Annotated in this window: 21 protein-coding genes and 1 pseudogene; 16 read left to right on the top strand and 6 right to left on the bottom strand. The window is 49.5% G+C overall.

The features are described 5' to 3' along the window. Positions 1 to 3: 3 nt before the first annotated feature. Positions 4 to 486, top strand: a complete 483-nt coding sequence (locus Q0174_RS00975) for a hypothetical protein (protein WP_298041025.1) — start codon at positions 4 to 6, stop codon at positions 484 to 486. A gap of 270 nt (positions 487 to 756) precedes the next feature. Here Q0174_RS00975 and Q0174_RS00980 read toward each other — a convergent pair whose 3' ends face one another. Then, on the bottom strand, positions 757 to 1,167 hold the full coding sequence (locus Q0174_RS00980) for a hypothetical protein (RefSeq protein ID WP_298041027.1): 411 nt from the start codon (positions 1,165 to 1,167) through the stop codon (positions 757 to 759). Then, positions 1,160 to 2,032, bottom strand: coding sequence for an EamA family transporter RarD (rarD, locus tag Q0174_RS00985; RefSeq protein WP_298041029.1), 873 nt, complete (start codon positions 2,030 to 2,032; stop codon positions 1,160 to 1,162). The genes Q0174_RS00980 and rarD overlap by 8 nt, the downstream gene beginning before the upstream one ends. A gap of 104 nt (positions 2,033 to 2,136) precedes the next feature. Between rarD and Q0174_RS00990 the strand changes: the two genes are divergently transcribed. Further along, positions 2,137 to 3,480: a class II 3-deoxy-7-phosphoheptulonate synthase gene (locus tag Q0174_RS00990; RefSeq protein WP_298041031.1), complete on the top strand. Its 1,344-nt coding sequence runs from the start codon at positions 2,137 to 2,139 to the stop codon at positions 3,478 to 3,480. Positions 3,481 to 4,624: 1,144 nt separating this feature from the next. Here Q0174_RS00990 and acpS read toward each other — a convergent pair. Genes acpS through Q0174_RS01005 form a run of 3 tightly spaced genes read right to left on the bottom strand, consistent with a single transcriptional unit; the run spans position 4,625 to position 6,262 of the window. Beyond that, complete coding sequence (gene acpS, locus Q0174_RS00995; protein WP_298041033.1) at positions 4,625 to 4,996, bottom strand: holo-ACP synthase; 372 nt, start codon at positions 4,994 to 4,996, stop codon at positions 4,625 to 4,627. A 28-nt stretch (positions 4,997 to 5,024) separates the two neighbouring features. Beyond that, positions 5,025 to 5,519: a peptidylprolyl isomerase gene (locus tag Q0174_RS01000; RefSeq protein ID WP_298041035.1), complete on the bottom strand. Its 495-nt coding sequence runs from the start codon at positions 5,517 to 5,519 to the stop codon at positions 5,025 to 5,027. An 8-nt stretch (positions 5,520 to 5,527) separates the two neighbouring features. Next, positions 5,528 to 6,262, bottom strand: coding sequence for a YebC/PmpR family DNA-binding transcriptional regulator (locus Q0174_RS01005; RefSeq protein ID WP_298041037.1), 735 nt, complete (start codon positions 6,260 to 6,262; stop codon positions 5,528 to 5,530). 133 nt (positions 6,263 to 6,395) lie between these two features. On the opposite strand from Q0174_RS01005, the gene Q0174_RS01010 reads away from it, so the two are divergent. The 10 genes and pseudogenes from Q0174_RS01010 to Q0174_RS01055 all read left to right on the top strand — a co-directional run bounded on the left by Q0174_RS01010 (position 6,396) and on the right by Q0174_RS01055 (position 18,771). Beyond that, positions 6,396 to 6,611 (top strand): heavy-metal-associated domain-containing protein, encoded by a 216-nt coding sequence (locus tag Q0174_RS01010; RefSeq protein WP_040304091.1) that lies wholly within the window; start codon positions 6,396 to 6,398, stop codon positions 6,609 to 6,611. 11 nt (positions 6,612 to 6,622) lie between these two features. Further along, on the top strand, positions 6,623 to 8,800 hold the full coding sequence (locus Q0174_RS01015) for a cation-translocating P-type ATPase (RefSeq protein WP_298041039.1): 2,178 nt from the start codon (positions 6,623 to 6,625) through the stop codon (positions 8,798 to 8,800). A gap of 458 nt (positions 8,801 to 9,258) precedes the next feature. After that, entirely contained in the window at positions 9,259 to 10,509 is a 1,251-nt protein-coding gene (locus tag Q0174_RS01020) for an ankyrin repeat domain-containing protein (RefSeq protein WP_298041041.1), read from the top strand. Positions 10,510 to 11,193: 684 nt separating this feature from the next. Further along, complete coding sequence (locus Q0174_RS01025; RefSeq protein ID WP_298041043.1) at positions 11,194 to 12,894, top strand: Na+/H+ antiporter NhaC family protein; 1,701 nt, start codon at positions 11,194 to 11,196, stop codon at positions 12,892 to 12,894. Beyond that, positions 12,891 to 13,370, top strand: a pseudogene (locus Q0174_RS01030) (tRNA (uridine(54)-C5)-methyltransferase TrmA); the annotation flags it as partial. The gene Q0174_RS01025 and the pseudogene Q0174_RS01030, both read left to right, overlap by 4 nt. Then, complete coding sequence (locus Q0174_RS01035; protein ID WP_366112418.1) at positions 13,359 to 14,435, top strand: methyltransferase domain-containing protein; 1,077 nt, start codon at positions 13,359 to 13,361, stop codon at positions 14,433 to 14,435. The pseudogene Q0174_RS01030 and the gene Q0174_RS01035, both read left to right, overlap by 12 nt. Positions 14,436 to 14,536: 101 nt before the next feature. Then, the gene (ilvA, locus tag Q0174_RS01040; protein ID WP_298027737.1) at positions 14,537 to 15,748 is read left to right on the top strand and encodes a threonine ammonia-lyase; all 1,212 of its coding nucleotides are present in this window, start codon (positions 14,537 to 14,539) and stop codon (positions 15,746 to 15,748) included. 994 nt (positions 15,749 to 16,742) lie between these two features. Then, entirely contained in the window at positions 16,743 to 17,465 is a 723-nt protein-coding gene (locus Q0174_RS01045) for a CorA family divalent cation transporter (RefSeq protein WP_298041045.1), read from the top strand. Between the two features lie 17 nt (positions 17,466 to 17,482). Further along, the gene (locus Q0174_RS01050) at positions 17,483 to 17,896 is read left to right on the top strand and encodes a hypothetical protein (RefSeq protein ID WP_298041047.1); all 414 of its coding nucleotides are present in this window, start codon (positions 17,483 to 17,485) and stop codon (positions 17,894 to 17,896) included. A gap of 53 nt (positions 17,897 to 17,949) precedes the next feature. Further along, positions 17,950 to 18,771, top strand: coding sequence for a methylated-DNA--[protein]-cysteine S-methyltransferase (locus Q0174_RS01055; protein ID WP_298041048.1), 822 nt, complete (start codon positions 17,950 to 17,952; stop codon positions 18,769 to 18,771). Positions 18,772 to 19,518: 747 nt separating this feature from the next. Here the strand turns inward: Q0174_RS01055 and Q0174_RS01065 are convergent. After that, entirely contained in the window at positions 19,519 to 19,659 is a 141-nt protein-coding gene (locus tag Q0174_RS01065) for an MGMT family protein (protein ID WP_298041052.1), read from the bottom strand. A gap of 148 nt (positions 19,660 to 19,807) precedes the next feature. Between Q0174_RS01065 and Q0174_RS01070 the strand changes: the two genes are divergently transcribed. The 4 genes from Q0174_RS01070 (at position 19,808) to Q0174_RS01085 (ending at position 23,225) form a co-directional block, all read left to right on the top strand. Next, positions 19,808 to 20,344, top strand: coding sequence for a hypothetical protein (locus tag Q0174_RS01070; protein WP_298041054.1), 537 nt, complete (start codon positions 19,808 to 19,810; stop codon positions 20,342 to 20,344). 228 nt (positions 20,345 to 20,572) lie between these two features. After that, complete coding sequence (gene pepE / locus Q0174_RS01075) at positions 20,573 to 21,406, top strand: dipeptidase PepE (RefSeq protein WP_298041056.1); 834 nt, start codon at positions 20,573 to 20,575, stop codon at positions 21,404 to 21,406. Between the two features lie 522 nt (positions 21,407 to 21,928). After that, positions 21,929 to 22,150: a hypothetical protein gene (locus tag Q0174_RS01080; RefSeq protein ID WP_298041058.1), complete on the top strand. Its 222-nt coding sequence runs from the start codon at positions 21,929 to 21,931 to the stop codon at positions 22,148 to 22,150. Positions 22,151 to 22,358: 208 nt separating this feature from the next. Next, entirely contained in the window at positions 22,359 to 23,225 is an 867-nt protein-coding gene (locus tag Q0174_RS01085; RefSeq protein ID WP_298041060.1) for a hypothetical protein, read from the top strand. The last annotated feature ends 510 nt before the right edge of the window (positions 23,226 to 23,735 follow it).

The raw sequence follows: 23,735 nt of genomic DNA on the forward strand, positions 1-23,735 counted from the left end.
GATTTGGATACGTTGAGGAAGTATAAGAAAATATACCTAGAGCATATGGATGATTATTGTTACGATGAGATTATTTTAGATTGGACTTTATTAAACAGCTCTAGGTATGAGCTGCTTAGATATATGATGACGGAGCGCTCAAAGTATTCGGAAAATGATGTAATCAAGCTTAACAAAGGCTCGCTGCCCGATCTTAATAGATGCGGCTCGGTAACGCCGAATACGGCGCTACTTGGTATCTACGATACGCTTATAAAGCGCTATTCCGCGCTCTGCGGCGATGAGCTTAATGGCGCGAGTGGCTTTGATCTGGATAAATTTTTTAGATATTCGCACTTAAAAGGCTTGGAATTTGATCTTAAAATAGAGTATGAGGGCAAGGTGATAAGAGTGGAGGAGTATGATAAAATTTTAAGGCGCGATGCGTCTAAGCAGCTAGAGCAAGCGGGATCCAAGACTGCAGATACCGCGTCCGCCAATGAGTAAATTCTATAAAATTTACAGACGCGATTATCGGCTTCGCGGTTGCTATGTATCTTGCAAAACTCTATAAATTACGCCGATTTAAAATTTGCGTCGTTTTGCTTTGTAAAACGCATGGAATTTTGTCGCCATGACGCAAGCGGTTTGCAAAATTCCGGCATGTATGTAAATTTTAAAAATTCCGAGAGTTGCGGCGCGTTAAATTATATAAATTTAGGCGTTAAAATTCTACTGATATAGACACCCGCGAAATTCGCCGCTTAAAATTTCGCGCTACAAATTCTTAAATTCCATCTCCAGCTGCTTGCGCCAGTCTTGCAGCGAGCGCTCTGCGCCCGCGGCGTATTTTTCGATAAGCGCGTCCGTTTTATTTAGAAACTCAAATAGCTTGCCCTCCCACACGGCGGGGTTTAGGTTGCTTTGATGCATCGTTTTGATATAGACTAACTCCTTGCTAAGAGCCTCGAGCTCGTCTAGATAACTCTCACGAGCCCCTTCTTCTCGCAGCTCTAGCCGCTTTAGATCTCGCAGTTTGTCCTCTAAAATATCGCAAAATTTCATATACCTTTGCGAGCTAAGCTCGGGATCTGCGGCGTCTGAGCGCGCGGAAGCCTTTTGGACCTGAAAATACACGAGCGCGCCCACCGCAAGGGCGACTGCGAACATCAAAGCGAAATTAGCCATTTTTTCTCCTTAAGCCGTCCAAGCCCACGACTGCGAGCCCGAACCAAATTAGCGAAAAGCTCAAAATTTTATAAGTCTCAAGCTCTTCGCCGTAAATAAACACCGCGATCAGCATGCTCATGCTAGGGCTGATGTATTGCATAAAGCCAATCGTGGATAGCGGCAGATACTGCGTGCTTGCGGCGAAGGTAAGCAGCGGCAAAATCGTAATCAGTCCGCTTGCAAACAGCAGCGCGCCGCTTACGTTAAAGCCGAAGGCGCCGCTTCCTTTTAGCGCGCAGTAGATCAGAAACGCAAGCGCGGGCAGCAGCATCAGTGCCGTCTCGCAAAACAGCCCCTCGAAGCTAGGCACTTTTACTTTTTTGCGTATGAGCCCGTAAAATGCAAAGCTAAGCGGCAGCACGAGCGAGATTATGGGAAGCCTGCCTAGCGCGTAAATTTGCACGCCGATAGCCGCAAAGGCTAGCAGCAGAGAAAATTTAGCCGCCGCACTTAGCTGCTCGTGCAGAAACAAAGCGCCCAAAAGCACCGAAAATAGCGGATTTATAAAATACCCGAGGCTCGTTGCCAAAATTTGATCGGAATTTACTGCGTAGATATAAACTCCCCAGTTCGTGCTGATCAGTAGCCCCGTACAAAGCAGCGTGAGAGCGATTTTAGGGGTGCTAAGAAGCCGCGCGACGTTTTTTAGGCGGTGCGTAAAGCAGAGAAAAACGAGCAGCAGCACGAAGGACCAAACGACGCGATGCGCTAAAATTTGCACCGCGTTTACGTCCTTTATGAGCTTGAAAAATATCGGAAAAACGCCCCACATAACAAAGGTGGCAAGAGCAAGCATTAGCCCTTTAGTGCGGTTTTCTTCCATAAAATTCCTTCCAAATTGCCTAAAGGCGCTATTTTAAGATTTTTTGGGTTAATAAAAGCTTATTTGGGTATAATCGCGGGATTTACGAAATTTAAGGAGGGGCTATGAGCTGGAGTAGGACGTCGTGGAAAGATTATAAAATTTTACAGCAGCCGATTTATCAGGATGAAAGTGCGGTGCAGGCCGCTAAAGAGCGCCTTTACAAGCTGCCGCCGTTAATTTTTGCGGGCGAGGTTCGCAACCTAAAAGCCGAGCTTGCGCGCGCTAGCGAGGGCAAGTCGTTTTTGCTTCAAGGCGGCGATTGCGCTGAGAGCTTTAATGATTTTAGCGCGAATAATATCCGCGATATGTTTAAAGTAATGCTTCAGATGGCGATCATTCTTACCTTCGCAGCGGGCTGTCCCGTCGTTAAGGTAGGTCGTATCGCAGGGCAGTTCGCAAAGCCGCGCAGCAGCGACTTTGAGGAAGCGGGCGGCGTGAGCTTGCCTAGCTACCGCGGCGACATAATCAACGGATTTGAGTTTAACGAAGCAGCGCGCAAGCCGGATCCTGCGCGCATGATCGAGGCGTATCATCAAAGCGCTTCGACGCTGAATCTGCTGCGCGCCTTTTCTCGCGGCGGTCTTGCGAACCTGCACGAGGTGCATAAGTGGAATTTGGGCTTTTTGAAAAAGGGCGAGCTGGAGGCTAAATTTAACGAGCTGAGCGATGAAATTTCGCGCACGCTTAAATTTATGGAGGCGTGCGGGCTGAGCGCCGCTAACTCTCCGAGCCTTGCCGAGACGGTGCTTTACACCTCGCATGAGGCGCTTCTGCTGCACTATGAGGAGTGTCTGACGCGCATCGACAGCACCAGCGGCGATTGGTACGACTGCTCGGCGCACATGCTTTGGATCGGCGAGCGCACGCGCGGCGCGGACGATGCGCACGTGCATTTTTTAAGCGGTATCAAAAACCCTCTCGGCGTCAAGATCGGCCCGAGCGGCACCGCGGATGAAATTTTGCGCCTTTGCGACAAGCTCAATCCGCAAAACGAAGCAGGCAGGCTAAACGTCATCATCCGCATGGGCGCGGATAAGATCGGCGCGCGGCTGCCGCAAATTTTACGCGAGCTAAAGCGCGAGGGCAGAGCGATCCTATACAGCATAGACCCGATGCACGGCAACACCGTCAAGACCGCGAACGGCTACAAAACGCGCGAGTTTTCTAAAATTTTAAGCGAGGTTCAGAGCTTTTTCGAGATCCATGCTGCGGAGGGCACGCATGCAGGCGGCATCCATCTTGAGATGACCGGTCAAAACGTCACAGAGTGCACGGGCGGCTCGTTTAACGTAACGCAAGAGACGCTAAAACAGCGCTACGAAACGCAGTGCGATCCGCGTCTAAACGCAGATCAGGCGCTAGAGCTTGCGTTTTTGCTCGCCGATAATCTAAAAAAGGCGGAGTAGTTCGCCTTTCGTTGCGCGGGAATTCGGTCGCGGCTTGGAATTTTAGTCGTAGTTTTAGGCGTTTTGACGTAAGCCAGCGCTATGATTGCACGCTTTACGTTCTAAATTTAATCGTATCTTGGCGCGAGCGATTAAAACACGGCTCTAAATACGAGGCGGCTTTGGGCGCAGTCTTAAAGCGGTCAAAATATATACATTAAAATTTATACTTCGCGCGAAAACGTAAGCCGCGTAAACTCGCCGCCGAAATACGAGCAATTTAAAAATTTGCGGCGTCGCGCTTTGATAAAATTCCACTTTGCAGAGACTTGCGAACTTCTTGGCGGCTAAATTTAGCCCCGTGAGCTCGCGGCTTAAAATTTTAAATCCGCCCTGCATGGAATTTTTAAAATTTGCGCCGCCGTGAAATTTTAAAAATTTAGCGCTAAATTTGCAGCCCGCGGAATTTCATTTGTGAATTTCGCCGTGTAAATTTTGATCGCTCGCTGCTGTGGGCATGCCGCTTATCTGTGTGTGCTTAAACTAGCGGCAGACTAAGCGGTAAATGTAGCTACGCAAGCCCGCCTCCGTCTTTTCGCACATGGCGGTAGAGAATGCCGCGCTATCTGCGGCATTTGGCATAAGTACGGCGCAAAGCTCTTGCTTAAGATGGGCACGACGAACGCACGCCGTCGCGGCGCGTGTTTCATTGGCTCATGAACTTTCGCTTAATCTTTATGATGCGATACATTAGGAAGAGCAGGCTTCGTATCCGTTGTAAATTTCAAAGCGCAATTTCGCCGTGAAATTTTAATAGAAAATCTATGCTTCTGTCGCTAAATTCGGAGCTGAAATTTTACCTTTTGAGTTTATGCCGCCTCGCCGCTATAAAATTCCAAGTCTTAAATTTAAAGCAAAATTCTGCGGCGCAATGAAATTCCAAAATTTCGTTGCGGTAAATTTTGTGCTCTAAAATTTCATCCATGAATGTAGAATTTTAAGTCGGCAAATATAAAATTTGAGATAGTCAAAGGTTTGCTGCCGCATCGTGTACTGCACCGCGAAATATTACTCTACATAATCTGCGCCTAACCTCATAAATTTCGTCGTGCAAAATTTATGCAGAATTTACGCGGAGTTCTTGCTGTCGCGCCGCTTCGCTTCGTTACTTTGAGCGCGGCTTATTAAGTTTTAGTGCGACTACCGCGATTGCGACGTTTGCGTCGTGCGTGATGCTAAGGCTTCCGGATTTGATATGAAATTTTTTACGGATTTTTTTACGGATTTTTAAATGCGGCGCCCCCAGGGCGTCTTTGTAAATTTTAGCGTCTTTAAAGCCAAATTCCGCGCCGATGCCGGTGCCTAGCGCCTTGCTAAGCGCCTCTTTGGCGGCATAGATGCCCGCGATATTTTCATCGCGCAGCGCGGATGAGCGTTCGGATTTTTTTAAAATGCGCTTTAGAAATTTCGCGCCGTATTTTGCGCGAAGCGCCGCGATCCTACGCACCGCGGTTATGTCCGTGCCGATCTTTATCACGGTCTGGCGCCCCGCGGTTTAAATTTAATCACGATTGCAGACTCTCTTTAATCTCGATATCGATGATCTTATCGCCCTGTCTGATCGCGTCCAAAACCGCCAGGCTAGGCTCATCTACGATCTGCCCGAACACCGTGTGCACGCCGTCTAGGTGCGGTTGCGCGCTGTGGCAGACAAAAAACTGACTACCGCCCGTATCGCGCCCCGCGTGCGCCATCGATAGCGCGCCGCGCACGTGCTTGTGCTTTTGGCGGTCGCATTCGCACTTTATACGCCAGCCGGGGCCTCCCGTGCCGGTGCCGCGCGGGCAGCCGCCTTGGATCACAAAATTTGGAATTACGCGGTGAAAATTTAGCCCCTTGTAAAACCCGCTGCGCGCGAGGCTAGCGAAATTCGTAACCGCCTGCGGGGCTTCGTCACCGAAAAGCTCCAGCTTCATATCGCCCTTTTCGGTTTTGATAACGGCGTATTTATCGCGCGCCAAAGCCTCTGCGTCGATGTCGTAAATTTTTAAGCTTTCCATTTTTTCTCCTATGCGATATTGGTGTAAACAGCCTGTACGTCGTCGTCATCCTCTAGCCGCTCGAGCAGTGTGTCTATGTCGCCAAGCTGCTCCTCGCTAAATTCGTGCTTTTCGTTGGCGACGAATTTTAAGCTTGCGCTGATGATCTCAAGCCCTATCTTTTCGATACCTTCGTTTAGAGTGCCGAAGCTTTCGTATTCGCCGTAGATTAGAAGCGTCTTTTCGAGCTCGCCCTTATCGTTTTCAAACTCGTTGATCTCAAGCTCGCTAAGACCGAAGTCGATGAGCTCAAGCTCCAGCTCCTCGATGTCGCGGCTCGGCAGCTTGGTCTCAAAAACGGCCTTGTGCGAAAACATAAATTTCAAACTGCCGCTCGGCAAAAACTCGCCCTTAGCTTTGTTTAAAATCGACTTTACGTTTGCGACGGTGCGGGTCGGGTTGTCGGTGGCGCATTCGATTATTAAAAGTGCGCCGTGGGGCGCCTTGCCGTCGTAAAAGATCGTTTTGATATCGGCGCTATCCTTGCCGCTTGCGCGCTTGATAGCCGCGTCGATGTTGTCTTTGGGCATATTTTGCGCCTTTGCCGTGGCGATCGCGGCGCGCAGCTTGGAGTTCATCAGCGGATCTTCGCCGCCCTCTTTCGCAGCCATCGTTATGGCCTTGCCCAGTTTTGGGAAAAGTTTACTCATCTTCCCCCATCTAGCTTCTTTTGAAGCGCGTCTGTATTCAAAAGCTCGTCCCATAAAATTCCTTAAAACTTAAATTTAAAAACAGGTGATTATAACGAAAAACCCTTAAATTTCAGGAGCGGGCGTTGAAATAAAATTTATTAAAAAGTAGTATAAGTTTTGAAATTTTAATCCAAAGGAGAGGCTTATGGCTTTGAAACAAAGCGTAAAATTTAAGGCGCAAAATATACACTGCGAAAACTGCGCAAGGACGATCAAAAACGCTCTTAAGGACGATTTCGGCGAGATCGAGGTGGACGTGGCAAGCGGAGTGGTGAGTTTAAGCCTAGATCCGCGCGACGAGGCTAAATTTAAAGAGGAGATGGACGATTTGGGCTTTAGCGTCGCAGAAAAGCTAGCCTAAAAACTAACGCAATGTCAAGTAAAATCACTCTAAATATCGTTGGGATGAGCTGCGTAAACTGCTCCAATGCGATCGAGCGGGTAAGTCGCAAGATCGAGGGGGTGCAGGACGCGCACGTAAATTTCGCAAACGGCAATGGCGAGTTCGTACTAGATGACCCCGCCATAGAGGAGACGCTAAAAGCCAAGATCAAAAAACTGGGCTATGACATCGCCGTGGATTACGAGGATTTGGAGCGCAAAAAGCGGAGCAATCTCAAAGCGGCGCTATTTAGGCTGATCCTCGCTCTCATTTTAGCCGCGGCGGTAATGGCGGTGGAGATGAGCGGGTTTTTAAGCTTCGTTCCAAAGGCGCTACTTTGTGCGGCGATGGCGTGCGTGAGCCTGTTTTATTGCGGCAAGAACTTCTTTTATCACGCTTACGGCTCTCTGAAAAACAGAAACTTCGATATGAACGTGCTCGTGGCGATGGGAAGCTTTTTTGCGTTTGCTTATTCGCTAACGGCCGCGGCGTGGGTCTATACGCACGGCGCGCAGAATGAATTTACCAATCTTTATTTCTCTTCCGCCTCGATGATAATCGCCTTTATCTCGCTCGGCAAATACCTTGAAGAGCGCAGCAAGATGAAGGCGAACGACTACATCAAGGGGCTAATCGATCTAAGCCCTAAAACCGCGCTTTTGATCAAAGACGACGGCACGATAGCCGAAGTGCGCGCAGAAGCGCTAAAGCCGGGCGATAAAGTGCTCGTAAAAAATGGCTCGCGTATCCCATGCGACGGGCTTATCGTCGAGGGCGGCGCGCAGATCGATGCTTCGCTCATAAGCGGCGAGAGCTTGGCGGTTTATAAAGGCGTGGGCGATGAGGTAAATGCGGGCTGCGTCAGCACGGACGGCGTCATCTACGTGAAAGTGACGAAATTTTCGCATCAGACGCTGCTTGCCGAGATTAAAAATCTGCTAAACGAGGCGGGCAACAAAAAGATGCCGATCGCGCGCTTTGCGGATAAAATTTCAAATATCTTCGTGCCCGCGGTGATTTTGATCGCGCTTGTTAGCTTTATAGCGTGGATGGCGCTTGACGGGCGGCTCTCATACGCCGCATCCGCCGCTATCTGCGTGCTTATCATCTCCTGCCCGTGCGCGCTAGGTCTTGCGACGCCGATCGCGATCGTTTGCGCGATCTCAAACGCCGCAAAAGCTGGAATTTTAATAAAAAATCCCGAAATTTTAGAAATTTTAAAAGGCGCCGACGTCGCGGTTTTCGATAAAACCGGCACGCTTAGCAAGGGCGAAATTTCGGTAAGCTTCAGCGATCTGGGCGCCCAAGATCTCTACGCTCTGGCAAGCGCGCAAAAGCTTAGCGAGCATCCGATCTCAAAGGCGATCGTAAAATTTGCCGAGCTGAAATTCGGCGAAATTTCTAAATTTAACGGCGAGTTTGAAAGCATCGCGGGCAAGGGGATCGTCGCTAAAAATCCAACCGGCGAAATTCTTTGCGGCAGCGCGGGCTTTCTGCGCGAGCGCGGCGTGGATGCGGGCGTCGAAGTAGAAGCGGAGGAGCTTTTAGACAAGGGCTTCGGCGTCGTTTACTGCGCGATAGGCGGCTCGTACGCGGGCTTCATCGCATTTAGCGACGAGATCAGGGCCGAAGCGCGCGGCGTCGTACAGGCGCTGCAAAAAAGCGGCGTAAAAACCGTCATGCTAACGGGCGATAACGCCAAAACGGCAAATTTTGTCGCTCGCAGCCTCGGCATCGACGAGGTGAGAAGCGGAGTGCTCCCAAGCGGCAAATATGAGTTCATCAAATCCCTGATGGACGAGGGTAAGCGGGTGCTTTTCGTAGGCGACGGCGTCAATGACGCACCGAGCTTAAAAGCCGCTAGTATCGGCGTCGCGATGAACGGCGGCAGTGACGTAGCCAAGGGCGCGGGCGACGTGATTTTTATAAAAAACGACCTTGCAAGCGTGCTATATCTATTCCGCCTATCGGGAGCTGCCATGCGGACGATCAAGCAAAACCTCTTCTGGGCGCTGTTTTACAACGCCGTATGCATCCCGATCGCAGCAGGCGCGCTATATCCGGCGCTCGGTGTGCTTTTAAAGCCGATGTACGGTGCTGCGGCGATGTGCTTTAGCTCTGTAACAGTCGTGCTAAATTCCATCAGATTGAAATTCGCTAAATTTTAACGCGACTGATTTTGCGCTAGGCGCGGAATTTCGCGCGGCGAAATTTTAATTGTTCCGTGCAAAACGCGCAAAATTATTTCATTCTGCAAGGAATTTTACCTCGCAAATTCTATCTGGCTACTAATGCGTGTAGAATTCCGCGGAACGGGCTCCACTTGAAAAAATTTTATTTCACGATAAGCTTAGCACGGAATTCCGCCAGATTTGTACAGCTTGCAAAATTTTATTTTACCGCTAGCTCGCGCGTAAATTTTAAAATTTTAGCCTGCCGATCGCTGTGCCCTCATATAGCCCTCCATTGCTGCGCCTATAACTACCATTATTTAACGCCGCTCGCCGCTGCGCCGTAAAATTTTAAAAATTCCGCAAAATTTTATAAGGTTGAAAGGAATTCTGTAGAATTCCACCGCCCGCACTAAGTTTTAATAAATAAATTTAAAGGTAAAATAACGCTTCAAATGCAATTCGAGGTAGCGATGCGAAAAATTCTAATGGGTTCGTTTGTTTTTTGCGGCACGCTTTTTGGCGCTTCTTGCGAGCAGATGCTAAGCGATCCGCGCGGCTTTTTTAGCAAAGAGCCTGCGGACGAAGAGCTGCTGCAAAGCGATTTTGGCTGTAAAGGCTCGCTAGCTGGCGCAGAATTTTTGCAAAATTTAAAAAGCGCGGCTTCTGAGATCAGGGACGAAAATATCGATTGTGTCGGTAACGAAGCCTTGCTGAACGAAAAAAGGCTTGAGCGAACCTTGGCATTTGCGGGGATGGATGGCGAGGGCTTTTTGAGCTATGCCAAAGAGAAAAACTACGCACAAATCAGCGAAAAATCGCTTGAAGCCTTAGAATTTTACTCCGAGCGCAAGATTGGAAATTTCATCGCTTATGGCAATTTTATGGGCGAGATCCCGGCAGCCAGGGAGGCGTTAAGAGATTATTTCGCCGCTAAATTTAACAAAAACGACGCCGATGAGCTGGCAAGCGCCGTGATAGCGGAATTTATCGCATACGCTGCAAAGGATCGCAAGGCAGGGGATTACGGTGAGCTTGAGCTGGCACTAAAAGGCGGAGTAGGCGCAGATGAGTTTCGTACGCTACTTTTTAGCAAGGATTTTGCGATTTACGAGCTTGATAATGCCCTGGATCTGGCACTTTTGCTAGGATATGACGAGCGTTTTAGCGGTGCTTTGATCGAGCGAGGTGCGCAGGTGAATGCGGGTGAGGAAAACTCTCTATTTTACGCGATGAATAACGTTCAAAGCGCTAAATTTATGATCTCTAAAGGCGCTTTGGTTGGCTATAAAAACTCGCTTGGGCAAACTCCGATATTTTTCGCCGCCGCGGCAAAAAATTATGAGCTCGTAAAGTTGCTAATCTACTCGCACGCTAGCGTAAATGTCCGCCAGATCGGCAGCGCTGAAGCTCAGGCTCTAGCGTCGCTAGGCGAGCGTAGCGACGGCTGTGAACGTTCGGGCGCGGGTAAGACACTGCTGATGTTTGCGGCGCAAAAAAGTACCAAACAGATCGTTGAATTGCTCGTAAAATCGGGCGCAAACGAAAAAGCAGTCGATGAGGCGGGGCTAAATGCACTAGACTATGCGCTTGCGGGTGGCGAAGCAGCTACGCAGAGCTATTTGCGCTCGCTTGGACTAAGTCCTACGCAAGTAAGCGATGATTTTACGAGCGATCCGCAAGATGCGCCTGAGCGTGAGAATTAGCGGGCTTGATTTAAAGGGCCGCTTACCGCTTCGTCGTTTTAGGTTTGCAGCGTTTTGGGTTTGCAAAAGCTTTATGAGCTTTAAATTTAGAGTTTTGCCGCTTTGCAAATTTTATAGATTTAGCGGATTTTTCGAGCGCAATTTGGTGAAATTTAACGCTTTAAAATTTTATCGTTTTGCTTGCGCAGGTTGCATGCACTGAAATTTTATAAACGCGCAGACGAGCTTTAAAAATGGCGATATTTGTGCGTTTATGCGCGATAAAATTTTTACTGAGGGATTTTGCTTTGCGATCAAGAGCGGGATTTCGTCAAATTTTGTGCGATAAACTTATCGCTTTTGCGACAAAGCAAGCGCTACAACATTGTGGAATTTTACCTTGATTTGGGTCTTTTGCTATGTTAAGTAAAATTTTAAATTCGCTTATAAAACGCTTTTGATTACGCCGCGCGCGGTATTTTGCACCGGAGGAATTTTGCTGCGCGACAAATTACTTAAAAATGCGTTCGCAAAATTGCAAACGTAGTAAAATTGTAGAGTTTGCTGCGCGATTAAGGCGCTCAAAAATCGCCGTAAAAGAAAGCGCGTGAATACGAATAGTTGCTGCAAGGCGCGCAGAATTTTAAAATTTAACCTCCGATCGGGGGTTAAATTTTAAAATTTTATCAATCATCAAGGATTAAAATGTTAAAAAATCTTTTTATCTTTTCGGCGATTTTACTGCCCGCGCTGGCGCTTGCGGACGTGGAGCCCGCCGTGCGAAACAGCGAGCTTTACGGCGTGCTGACGCTTATCCCGCCGGTTGCGGCAATCGTGCTTGCTTTCATCACCAAAGACGTGATTTTGTCGCTGTTTTTGGGCGTGCTAAGCGGAACCTTTCTTATCGGTATGGTCGATCAAAATATCGCAGCTTCGGCGCTTTTCGCTTTTACCGATCTGTGCTCGCGTATGGTAAAATCGATGGCGGATACGTGGAATGCGGGCATTTTGCTTCAGGTTATGTGTATCGGCGGGCTCATCGCTCTGGTGACCAAAAGCGGCGGTACGAAGGCGCTTGCGCTCTGGCTTAGCAAGCACGCAGACACTCCCGTTTTGGGTCAAATTTACACCTGGCTCATGGGTATCGTGATATTTTTCGATGATTACGCAAACGCCCTAATCGTGGGCCCTATCATGCGGCCGCTTATGGATAAATTTAAAATTTCGCGCGCGAAATTTGCTTTCATCATCGACGCGACCGCTGCGCCGATCACCGGCATCGCGGTGATCTCCACCTGGGTCGGAGTTGAAATTTCGGCGATCAAAGAGGCCTACTCGCAGATCGGCATAGAAAACATAAACGCCTTTACCGTGTTTGTGGAGACGATCCCGTATAGATTTTATAATATTTTCATGATCTTTTTCGTAGTCGCCACGGCAGTGATGAGCAGGGAGTTTGGCTCGATGTATCGCGCAGAGATCGCATCTCGCGGCGGCAAGAGCGGAGCTGCGGATTTTAAAATCAAAAATTTAGAGGATCAAATTTTCGTACCCAAAGAGGGCGTAGTACTTCGCAAGATAAACGCGCTAATCCCGTTAGGCGCGATGATCGTCCTCTCGGTCATCGGCTTTTATCTCAATGGCTACAGCTCGCTGGAGGGCGAGACTTTGGAGGCGGTCAAAGCAGCTCCTCTTAGCTTTACCTCTATCCGCACCGCATTTAGCGCGGCGGACGCCTCGGTAGTGCTGTTTCAATCCGCGCTCTTTTCATCGATCATCGCCGTCGTTTTAGGCATCGCGCAAAAAATTTACGGCGTCAAAGAGGCGATCGAGGTCTGGGTTGGCGGTTGGAAAAGTATGCTAAATACCGTCATAATCCTACTTTTTGCGTGGTCGCTAAGCTCGGTTATCAAGGAGCTCGGCACTTCGCGCTACCTAGTAGAGCTTCTAAGCGACGCTACGCCGCGCTTTGCTCTTGCGATCGTGATCTTCGTGCTTAGCTCGTTTATCTCCTTTTCAACGGGCACGAGCTTCGGTACCATGGGTATCGTCACGCCTTTGGCCGTGCCGTTAGCGCACGCCGTGGGGCAAAAATATGGCCTTAGCGGCGAGGAATTTCACGTTTTTATGTGTGTAAATATCAGCGCGGTACTTACGGGAGCGATATTCGGCGATCACTGCTCGCCGATTTCGGATACGACGATCCTCTCCTCGATGGGCGCAGGCTGCGATCACATCGAGCACGTAAGCACGCAGATGACCTATGCGCTGGTCGTTTGCGGCATTAGTATCATTTGCGGCTACCTGCCTGCGGGTTTTGGGCTTAGCGTGTGGGGATGTCTGATCTTGGGTATCGCGGCTATCATTCTTTTACTGCGCGTGGTGGGTAAAAGAGTGGATGTATGAATTGCGAAAGCTTCGGTAGTTGCGGCAGCTGCACGCTCGGTGAGCCCTATGAGGATCAAATTTCATACAAAAAGCAGCTGATAAGCGATAAGTTCAGAGAATTTTTTGACGGCGAGTTTGAGTTTTTTGCCTCACAGCCGCAAAATTACCGCATCAGGGCAGAATTTGGCATCTGGCAAGATATTTGGCATAGCGCATTTGATCTTGCTTACACGATGGGCGGCGCACGTAGCAAGAAAATTTTAATTAACGAATGCCCTAAGGTAGCGCTTCCTATCGCAAATTTAATGCCGCAACTGCTGGAAGCGCTTAGGTGGAACGAAGCTTTAAAAGAAAGGCTCTTCGGCGTCGAGTTCATCTCATGCGCCAGCGGGATTTTGGCGACGCTGCTTTATCACAAGCGCCTGGGCGAGCGCGAGCAGGAGGCGATTTGCGAGCTGGCGGGCAAGCTAGATATCACGATCATGGCTCGCGCGCGCGGACAGAAGCTGCTAAGCGGCGAGCTAAGCCTCACAGACGAGCTTTGCGTGGACGGACGGGTTTATAAATTTCGCTTCGGCGAAAACGCCTTCATCCAGCCTAACCGCGGCGTGAACGAAAAGATGATCGCCTGGGCGAGAAGCTGCGTGGACTTCGGCAAAGATGGCGCGAGCGAGGTGTGCGCCGCACAGAATTTCGCCGCAAAGAACTCCATAGCGGAGAATTCCGCCGAGCAAAATTCTAACTGCGAGCGGTTTACCGCGCAAAATTCTATGGATCGAAATTTCGCCGAACGAGATGCCGCTTGCCGAAATTCTGTTAAAGCAAATTTCGCTTCTGCAAAATTTAACGGCGAAAATTCCGTGAAATTTAACTGTGCCTCCGCAGACGAAAGCTCTGCGGATGATAATTTCGCTCGTAAGGATTCGGATACGCAAAATTCTGCCTCTCAAAATTTCATCGAACAGAATTTGACCGGGCAAAATTTGGATTGCGAAAAGCGTTGCGTGCAAAATTCAGCCTGCGAAAATTCCGCCGCGCAAAATTCGAGCCGCGAAAAACATGCCGTGCGCCCAAAAAGCTCCGCCGCGTGCGATCTGCTGGAGCTTTACTGCGGGCACGGCAACTTCACCATCCTGCTTGCGGCTAAATTTAACCGCGTGCTGGCGAGCGAAATTTCAAAAAGCTCGATCGCGAATGCGCGCATAAACTGCGAGCTCAACGGCGTTCGCAACGCGCAATTCGTCCGCCTTAGCGCGGATGAGCTGATGAGCGCGTTTGCGCACAGGCGCGAGTTTGAGCGGCTAAAGGGGATCGATATTTTCGGCTACGATTTTTCGCACGTCTTGATCGATCCGCCGCGAGCGGGGCTAGAGCCTAGCGTGATTGATTTCATAAAAAATTTTCAAAATTTGATCTACATCTCCTGTAATCCGCAGACGCTTTTTGAAAATTTACGCTCGCTTTGCGCTACGCACGAGGTGCGCAGGTTTGCGATCTTCGATCAGTTCGCGCATACGAGCCATATCGAATGCGGCGTGCTGCTGCGGCGCAGGAGCTAGGCGTGAGCCCAGATATAAGCTGCGGATTTAGGCTGCGCGCGAGATAAAATTTCGCCTAAAATATGTATAATAACAAAATTTAAAATTACGAAAGGAAGTAGATGGTTGATCTAAATAAAATCATCCAAGCAAAGCGCACGATAAACGATTTCGTCTATAAAACGCCCTTTGCTCTGGCGCCGAAGCTCAGCAAGCTTTACGGCGCGGAAGTGTATCTCAAAAGCGAGAATTTGCAGCGCACCGGCGCGTATAAGATTCGTGGCGCTTACAATAAAATCGCGCACCTAACGGACGAGGAGCGGGCGCATGGAGTAATAGCCGCAAGCGCGGGCAACCACGCCCAAGGCGTAGCGATGAGCGCGCAAAAATTCGGCGTGCATGCCGTGATCGTAATGCCTGAAGCCACGCCGCTACTTAAGGTAAGCGGCACGAAGGCTCTGGGCGCAGAGATCATCCTAAAGGGCGATAATTTCGACGAGGCGTATGCGTTTGCACTGGAATATGCCAAAGAGCACAATCTGACGTTCGTCCATCCCTTCAACGATGAGTTCGTCCAAGCTGGCCAAGGCACGATCGCGCTTGAGATGATCGAGGAGGTCGCAGATCTTGAATACATCGTCGTTCCCGTAGGCGGCGGTGGGCTTGCGACGGGGGTTTGCAGCTGTGCCAAACAGATCAATCCCGACATCAAAATCATCGCCGTAGCCGCTAAGGGCGCGCCTGCGATGCACGATAGCTTCGTCGCGAAAAAGCCGCTAAATTCCAAATCGGTCCGCACCATCGCCGACGGCATCGCGGTACGAGATACGAGCGAGATCACGCTCTCTACGATCATCGAGTGCGTCGATGAGTTCGTGCAGGTCGATGACGAGGAGATCGCAAGCGCGATACTCTATCTGCTCGAGCAGCAAAAAATCATCGTCGAGGGCGCGGGCGCGGCGGGAGTAGCAGCGCTGATGAACGCGAAATTCCAATTCCCCGCGGGCGCAAAGATCGGCATCATCCTAAGCGGCGGCAACATCGATGTGCAGATGCTAAACATCATCATCGAAAAAGGCCTCATAAAATCGCACCGCAAGATGACGATCAACGTCACGCTCGTCGATAAGCCGGGCGCGCTTACGGGGCTTACCGAAATTTTGCGCCGCGCCAACGCAAACATCGTCAAGATCGACTACGACCGCTTCTCGACCAATATCGAGTACGGCGACGCGCAGATTACGATCACGCTTGAGACCAAAGGCAAGGCTCATCAAGAGGACATCGCCTGGGCGCTCAAAAACGCAGGGTATGATTTTAGGGAGATTTTGTAAAATTTTGCTCGGGCTTGTGAAATTTGCCTACGCTTGCAAAATCTGCTTTTGAATTTATCCGAGATTGTAAAATTTACTCTGTGTTTGCACCAATGCTGCGCGCGGCGCGGCTAAATTTACACTCGTTTGCGTACAGGTTGCGGCTCGCGGTTTTAAATTTTACGTAGAATTTAAAATTCTAAATATGCAGCGCAAGCCGCAGTTTAAATTTGACGCGAGCGTAGCTCGCCCTTCTAGCGTCGCGCGGGTGGGGGTTGGTAAGGGGGCGCCCCGCTAACTCTGAGCGCCGCCCCCTTACGGATTATGTGTAACGCATACGCCGGCTCGAATTTATAAAGATTTCACTATGTTAAATTTCAGTATTTTTAGCTCTTTGTGTATTTCTTTCGGGGCGGGAAGGGGAGCGACCTCGTAATTGGGGCCCCTTCCCGCCCCAAGAGAAACATATCGTGGGTTAAAATTTAAACGGAATTTTATAAAGGCAAGTGCTACTTTTAAATTTATAAATAGCGAAACGGCAATATAAATTTGGAATTTAAAATTTCGCTATATAAAATTTTATCTCTAGAGATTAGGTCGTGGCGACGTTTTCTCTTAAGGGGGAAGGGGCGCTACTTACTCTGCTTCGCTGCGCTCGCAAGAAACGCCGCCAGGCTAAGCCTTGCGTCGCTACGCTCGTTTTGCGAGGTCGCTCCCCTTCCCCCTTAAAATCCCCCAACCCCTGGCACGCTCAAAGGGCGAGCCTTACGGCTCGCGTTAAATTTTAATAGGGGCTGAATTACGGCATGCGAAATTTTAAAATTTAGCCGAAATTTACAGCTCACAAAATTTTAAAATTCCAAGCGCAAAAGAATTTTGAAATTCCAAATACGATAAAATTTAAGTGGCGGCGAAATTTCAGAATTCTGGTCGGCAGCGGAATTTCAAAATTCCGTAAATTTGAGCGAAATTCTGAAATTCCACAAATTTAAAACGATTGAATAAGGAGGCCTCATTGAACCCGATTACCGAAAAGCGCAGCGTTTCGGGCTACTACTACGCCGAGGAGTGCGAGTATGTGTACTTCGTGACGGACGCGCCGCGCGAGCAAAACTACCGCTTTATTTTTGATTCGGGCGCGATCTATTCGCAAGATGACGCGGACGGCGAGGTGCGACCTAGCAGCGAAGCGGAGTTTTTCGCGGTCGTCAAAAAGATCCTCGCGCAGTACCGCGATAAAATTTTAGAGCACTCCGCAGAGCTTGAAAATTACGAAAAGATCTACACGCGGCGCGGCGATTTTTCAAAATTTATGAAAAAGCACTCTGTCCTAAAATACGAAATCCGCAAATTTCAAAACAAAATTTCGCATTTTTACGAGGCGCTTCTCATCTGCGCAAACGAGCAGCCGGCGCTGAAAAAGCAGCTGAAAAACTACGCCTACGAAGCGGGCGTTTTTAAAGGCGTGATGAGCGAATATGCCGTCAGGATCGAGGACATCTATCAATTTATCCAAGGCCTCAAAAACGACAAAATTAGCCGCAACATCTACATTCTCACGATCATCTCGTCGCTGCTGATGCCGCTAAATTTCATCACGAGCTTTTTCGGGATGAACACGACGGGGCTGTTTTTAAGCGGCTCGGCGCATGGCACGCTCATCGTGACGCTTGCGATGTGCGTGATTTTCGCGGCGATGGTTGGCTTTCTTATGCTCTACGCCAAAAAACGAAGCTAAAGCGAAGGAGTTAAATTTTGAACAAAAACGAGCTAAAAAATATCCTAGGCGGATACTTCGGAAGGGAGATTGCGGGCGATTTTAGAGTGCTGAAAGAGTATGAGATCGCACGCTGCAACGACGCGGCAAAATTTCCTTTTGAGGGCGACAGCGGGCTGCTGCGCGAGTTTTGTATCTTCGCAGACAGCGGCAGCGGCGATCTTTGGCTGCTAAGCTCTAGCGGCGAGATCGCGTTTTACGACCATGATTTGGAGTTTTTGTCCGAGGCAAATTTGAAAAAATTCGATCTAAATCTTGCGGGCTGGCTAAAGATCGCCGAGCTTTTTTGCAAATTTGAAGCCGTTAGCAACCCGAGTAGCGCGCAAAAGACGGAGTTTAAGCAAAGCGTAGCTAAAATCTGTCCGCAAATTTTAGAAATTTGGGAAATTTAGGCGCTGTTTGCGGCGCCTAAATTTAATCGCAAAAGCGCAAAATAGGAGCAATTATGAAATTTATCGCATATTACGACTCGCCGCTTGGTAAAATCACGCTCGCGGGTGATGAGGCGGGGCTTTGCGGGCTGTGGTTCGAAGGCGAGAAATACTACGCGCATGCCCTCGCGACGAGCGGTGCGGATGAAAAGCGGGGCGGCGCCGATCTGCTCGCAAAAGAGCGGCGCGCCGCGAGCGAAACACAGCGCGATTTTGCGGCGTTAAAAAAGAGTGAAAAGAGTGATTTTGCTGCAAAAGCGACGGACGGCGCAGATGAAAAGTACAACACGCGCGATTTTGCAGCAGAAGCGGCAAGCGGCACGGACGGCAAATTCTGCGCGCACACACTTATAGCGAGCGAAAAATTCTGCGCAAACGAGCAAAGCGAATACTTCGAGGAGAAAAACCTAGCCATTTTTGATCAAACCAAGCGCTGGCTCGATCTGTATTTTAGCGGACGCGAGCCGGGTTTTACGCCCGCTCTAAATCCCGTGGGTTCGGCGTCTAGGCGCGCCGTGTGGGAAATTTTGCTTAAAATTCCTTACGGAAAAACCACGACCTACGGGCAGATCGCGCGCGAAATCGCCGCGGCACGCGGGCTAGCGAAGATGTCCGCGCAAGCCGTGGGGCACAACGAAATCTCGATAATCATCCCCTGCCACCGCGTCGTAGGCACGCACGGTAGCCTCACGGGCTACGCGGGCGGCATCGATAGGAAAATAAAGCTGCTGCAGCCAGGGGGCGTCGATATGCGAGGGCTTTTCACGCCCCTTCAAATAGCACCGCGCCGTAAGAATGCGGTAGCGCGCCCAAGGCCCAAAAAGCTAGCCGGATAGCAAAGCTGCGCAAGATGGGGCCTGCCGTCACAAGGACGATAAGCGTTGCGAGCCGTATTGCTAAATGAGCCTAGCTACGCCGCTGAAACGGCGCACCGCCCGAAACTCAAATCGACGCACCGCAAAACATCCCGCACCGATGCGCTCATAGAGCGGATTGAACAAATTTTAAAATTTCGCCGCTTTTTCTCCGCTTCCCGCAGAAGCCGCATCGATTTAAAATTTTTAACGCGCCGAGGACGGATAGTTCGGTCGCTGCAAAATTTGCGATAGCTAAAATCTACAAGCGGCGCCGAAACGGGCGCGAAAGCCTGCAGTGAAAAAACTAATAGGCGGCGTCGCATCTGCTTCGTAAAACTGCGGCGGGGTTGATTGCCAAGGAGCCGCTTAGTGCGGCGTTTAAGCCGCCGCAAAAGATAAAATTCTATACTTTTCGCGCATGATGATTTGCGCCGCATCTACAAGCAAATAAAGCTCGCAGGCTCTTAGCAATCGGCAGCACCCTGCTCCGCCGCTTAAATCAGTGCGGATCTAAAATTTTATAAGTTAAAATTCCATGCTGCGGACAATTCAAAATTTCGCGCTTCGAATGATCCGTAAATTCCGTGCTTCAGGCTGCGGCGATTAGGCTTTAGCACTCCCAGCGGTGCTTTTTCATACGGGCGCGCTCGCCTCTAAATTTCACGCCTTCGGCTTCTAGCAGTTCGCGCTGAGCCGTAAAGCTCGCCGCCAAGGCGCTTGAATGACTTACGACGCGGTGGCACGGGTAGCTGCCGTAGAGCACGCTTGCGAGAGCACGCGCCCCACGAGCCGCGAGTGGGCGGGCAGTCCGATCAGGCGCGCGATCTGTCCGTAGCTAGCGACCCTACCCGCAGGGATCTCCTCCACAAGGGTAAAATTTCATAGATCAAATTTTGCGTTAAAACCATGGCGCGATTATACTTTTTCGCATTTAAATTTAGACCTAAATTTAGTCACTTTGCGTAGCTAAATTCGATATAATTTTTAAAATTTAGCGCTTTAAAAGGAGCGAGCTGTGGACGAGAAATTTCAATCAGACACGAAAGAGCTGGACGAGAAATTTGCCGCTATCCCCGAGAATTTAAAGAAGCGATACGATAGGCATAGATTTATCAGACGCGTGATTATAGGGTATTATTCGTCGGCAGCTACAACCATCTATTTCTCGCCAATGCTAATGTTTTTTCTTGATTTGCTTTTTTCGAATATCGGTATAGAATCGTCGTCTAAAATTTTTATATATATTCGTGATGTCGCGATAATAGTTTTGCCCATATGCGCGACGATCTGCTTTTTAAGATACACTAAGACTAAGCGATACAGCAACCTTTTTATCAAGGATCAAGGAGATAGTTTGTTGGTCTTTACGATAGAAAATTTTGCCAGTATAGTTTTGCTTTTATATCCGACCTTGATTTTTACCGGGATATTGGAAGGTGCCGCAGCTCATATATTTTTGTACGCCTTAATCGTAGCGCCGATTTGCGGAATAGTTTTTGGAGTATGCTATTTTTTCAATACGGGCTCATATACCCCGAAAGATGAAGCGTAAATTTAAATAAATTTAACCTCGTGTCGGCGCCCTGAATTTCATTAAATTTAGCCGCGCTTTTAAATTTTACGACGCAGCGCCTCGACGAATTCGAAATTTAATAGTTTTAAAATTTTACTTTGCCGAGGCCTTTTGGCGAGCGAAATTTAAACCGAATATTCAGCCCCTCTTTATATGTAAAGGAATATAATTTCAAAACAGATATCAACTTTGATTAAAGGAGAAAAGATGCAAAATCAAAGACGAGACCTACTAAAGGTGGCCGCTTTGGCAGCGGGCGCTGCGATGCTCGGTACGAGCGAACTAGCTGCGAGCGAAAAGGCGTTTAAGCTCTCTAAGCGCGATCATAGCAGGCAAAGAGCGCTGCTGCTCTCAAGCTCTGGCTATAAGGACACGAAGTATCTATCGCACGCGGTGTCGTGGATCGGTAAATTTGCGCAGGAGAACAGCCTCGCGGGCAAAAAGATCGTTTTCATCCCTTACGCGAGCCTACGCAGGAGCTACGACGAATATGAAAAACGCGTCAAAGAGGCGCTTGCGAGCTTAAACTTAAACATCGTCGGCGTCCATCACGCTAAAAACGCCGCGAAGGAGGTCGCGAGCGCGGATTGCATATTCGTAGGCGGCGGCAACACCTTCAAGCTCGTGCACGATATGTACGAAAACGAGCTCATCGCTCTGATTAGCAAAATGGTCGAGGACGGCACGCCGTATATCGGTTGGAGCGCGGGCTCGAACGTCGCGGGCGCTACGATGATGACGACGAACGATATGCCGATCATCGAGCCTGAGTCGTTTAATACCTTCAACATCTTCCCACACCAGATCAATCCGCACTTCATCTCGGGCAAGCCTGTGGGGCACAACGGCGAGAGCAGAGAGGAGAGGCTGGAGGAATTTTTGATCGCTAATCAAAAATCGACCGTTTATGCGATGCCGGAGGGTACGGCGTTTTGGCTAGAGGGCGAGAAGGCGACCGTGCTCGGACCTGCTGCGGTGCTTAAGATGAACTATAAGCAAAAGGTTAAGTTGATCGAGCCGGGCAGCTCGTTTAAGTATTGATCGCACCCGCTTAAATTTAACCAAGAGGTGCGCCCTATGGCACTGCTCGTTTGAATGCGCGAATCGGTTAAATTTTAATTGCGGCGCTCGGCTAAATTCGGGCGCCGCTTTTAAATTTACGCGGTAAAGCGCGCTTTGTTTATGCGGACGCGCGACCAAAAGATAAACATCGATTTAAAGCGGCGTGCGACCCCTGAAGCCATAAAGAGTAAAATTTAAAACGCAGATAAAATGCCCCGCGTCCGCCTTCTTATGCCGCTCGGCGATTTTATTCCGTATATCGCGGACATCCTTGCCGGCTGCGGCGGGACGGTATATTTGTAAAAAAAGAAGCGCCTATGGCGCCGCCAAAATGGATCCGAGCAACCTCCGAAACTTAATCGACCTGAGGCAAGGCTTAAAATTTTTTATCTCGCCGGAATCGCCGCAAGAGTCCGAATTGCCTGCAAAGGTATTTTACGACGATATGTATCGAAGCATCATAGAAGGCACGGGCGAGCAGAAACGCAAGAAGCTATAGAGATGATCACGTTGCGGCTCGTTGAAAAAAATCCAGGCGCAGCTATTCGGAAAATTTTCTCTGCGATCAAAAACAAACTCAAAAACGACGAAACGATCGGTCACGGGCTTCGCTGCGGCGCTTATTTTTACAAAGATTATTTTTACGCGAAGCGCTGCGCGGACATCAAAATTTTAAAATTTGATCTAAACAACGACAAACTGCCGAATATTACGACGCCGTAAACGGGCGGCATCGTCGATTTAAAGATCAAAGGACGCCGCGGCGAGCAAACGAGCACTTCCGCCTGTATCGCCGCTCGCTTACGCCGAGCGGCGATGAGCTTGTAGCCGAGATTTTAAAAACCGAAAAATACCAAAAGGCGGTTCGGCGCATAAACGTACCCAGTAGCGCCGATACGTAAGGTTTAAATTTAAGATAAGGGAGCGAATTATGCGGGCAGCAAACGGCACGGATTATGCGGAGTTTCAAAACGAAATTTTATCTTTTTACCGCGAACATGGGCGGGCGCTGCCGTGGCGACAAACGAGCGATCCGTATGCGATCCTCGTATCGGAGTTTATGCTGCAGCAGACCCAGACGCAGCGAGTGATCCCCAAATATGCGCGCTGGCTGGAGGAATTCCCCACCGTGCGCGCGCTCGCCGACGCGCCTTTTACACAGGTGCTGCGGTACTGGGTGGGTCTGGGCTACAACCGCCGCGCGCGCTATTTGCACGAGTGCGCCAAAAAAATCGTGCGCGAATTTGACGGCGCCGTGCCCTCTAATCCTGCCGCACTGCGGACGCTTCCCGGTATCGGAGCTTACACCGCCGCAGCCGTCGCCGCGTTTGCCTACGATAAGCCCACGATTTTTATCGAGACGAATATCCGCGCCGTTTTCATCCACTTCTTTTTCTCGTACCGCGAGGAAGTGAGCGATAAAGAAATCGCGCCGCTCGTGCGCGCGAGCCTTTATGAGGAGGATCCGCGAACGTGGTATTATGCGCTGATGGACTACGGCGCGGCGCTTAAAAAGCGGCGGGACAATCCGAACAGGCAAAGCAAACACTACGTCAAGCAGTCTCAATTTAAAGGATCTCTGCGTCAGGCGCGAGGAGCGATCATCCGCGCACTTATCGCGCAGCCGTTGCAAACGCACGACGAGCTCGCCGCAAATTCTTGTGCGGATACGGCCGTGCAAACGGCGCTTTTTAATCGGGCGCTTGAGGCTTTACTGCGCGAAGGCTTCGTAGCAAAATTTGAGCACCTTTATACTTTAGCCCCCAATTTTAAGGACGACGCCCCAAGCGCGAAATAACTAATCATTTACCGTATGTTGCCGATCATTGCCCGAATACGGCGGAGCGGTTCTATTCGGTAAAAGAAGCGACGACACTTTTATGCCGCAAAATCGATGCGGGCAACCGCAGAAATTTAATCTAGAAAAACGGAAGAAATTTACAATTTTTTATCTTGTCCGAATCGCCGTAAAAGTGCGGATCGCTCGCGTGGAGATTTTACGACAAAGCGCCGCATCAAAACACCATCAAGAACGCCGAGGATGAGAGGGCAGAAAACCGCGCTGCGGTAATGTCGGCAGTCGATGCGCGAGGCGGCTAAATTTAGCAGCCGAATTTAAGCGGATTTGAGCTTTTGCTTTTCGCGTGCATTAAAATTTGAAAGCTTGATTTAACCCTTGGGATAGTAAAATTTCGCAATGACTTTTATTTGGAGAAAAATGCCATATTAAATACGAAATTCCGCGCGAGCGATGAAATTCTCCGTTTCAAACGCTTTGGGCGCAAAGGAATAAATAAATGAACTTATC

Origin of the sequence: uncultured Campylobacter sp. (genome assembly GCF_937996225.1) — a bacterium.
Classification (GTDB): domain Bacteria; phylum Campylobacterota; class Campylobacteria; order Campylobacterales; family Campylobacteraceae; genus Campylobacter_B.

Excerpts from the sequence above, each read along its gene's own strand:
- Q0174_RS00980 (WP_298041027.1), bottom strand. The coding sequence starts at position 1,167 with ATGGCTAATTTCGCTTTGATGTTCGCAGTCGCCCTTGCGGTGGGCGCG.
- Q0174_RS01085 (WP_298041060.1), top strand. The coding sequence starts at position 22,359 with ATGCGGGCAGCAAACGGCACGGATTATGCGGAGTTTCAAAACGAAATT.
- ilvA (WP_298027737.1), top strand. The coding sequence starts at position 14,537 with ATGGTTGATCTAAATAAAATCATCCAAGCAAAGCGCACGATAAACGAT.
- Q0174_RS01080 (WP_298041058.1), top strand. The coding sequence starts at position 21,929 with ATGATCACGTTGCGGCTCGTTGAAAAAAATCCAGGCGCAGCTATTCGG.
- Q0174_RS01020 (WP_298041041.1), top strand. The coding sequence starts at position 9,259 with ATGCAATTCGAGGTAGCGATGCGAAAAATTCTAATGGGTTCGTTTGTT.
- pepE (WP_298041056.1), top strand. The coding sequence starts at position 20,573 with ATGCAAAATCAAAGACGAGACCTACTAAAGGTGGCCGCTTTGGCAGCG.
- Q0174_RS01005 (WP_298041037.1), bottom strand. The coding sequence starts at position 6,262 with ATGGGACGAGCTTTTGAATACAGACGCGCTTCAAAAGAAGCTAGATGG.
- rarD (WP_298041029.1), bottom strand. The coding sequence starts at position 2,032 with ATGGAAGAAAACCGCACTAAAGGGCTAATGCTTGCTCTTGCCACCTTT.
- Q0174_RS01015 (WP_298041039.1), top strand. The coding sequence starts at position 6,623 with ATGTCAAGTAAAATCACTCTAAATATCGTTGGGATGAGCTGCGTAAAC.
- Q0174_RS01035 (WP_366112418.1), top strand. The coding sequence starts at position 13,359 with ATGGCTCGCGCGCGCGGACAGAAGCTGCTAAGCGGCGAGCTAAGCCTC.
- Q0174_RS01010 (WP_040304091.1), top strand. The coding sequence starts at position 6,396 with ATGGCTTTGAAACAAAGCGTAAAATTTAAGGCGCAAAATATACACTGC.
- Q0174_RS01000 (WP_298041035.1), bottom strand. The coding sequence starts at position 5,519 with ATGGAAAGCTTAAAAATTTACGACATCGACGCAGAGGCTTTGGCGCGC.
- Q0174_RS01055 (WP_298041048.1), top strand. The coding sequence starts at position 17,950 with ATGAAATTTATCGCATATTACGACTCGCCGCTTGGTAAAATCACGCTC.
- Q0174_RS01025 (WP_298041043.1), top strand. The coding sequence starts at position 11,194 with ATGTTAAAAAATCTTTTTATCTTTTCGGCGATTTTACTGCCCGCGCTG.
- Q0174_RS00990 (WP_298041031.1), top strand. The coding sequence starts at position 2,137 with ATGAGCTGGAGTAGGACGTCGTGGAAAGATTATAAAATTTTACAGCAG.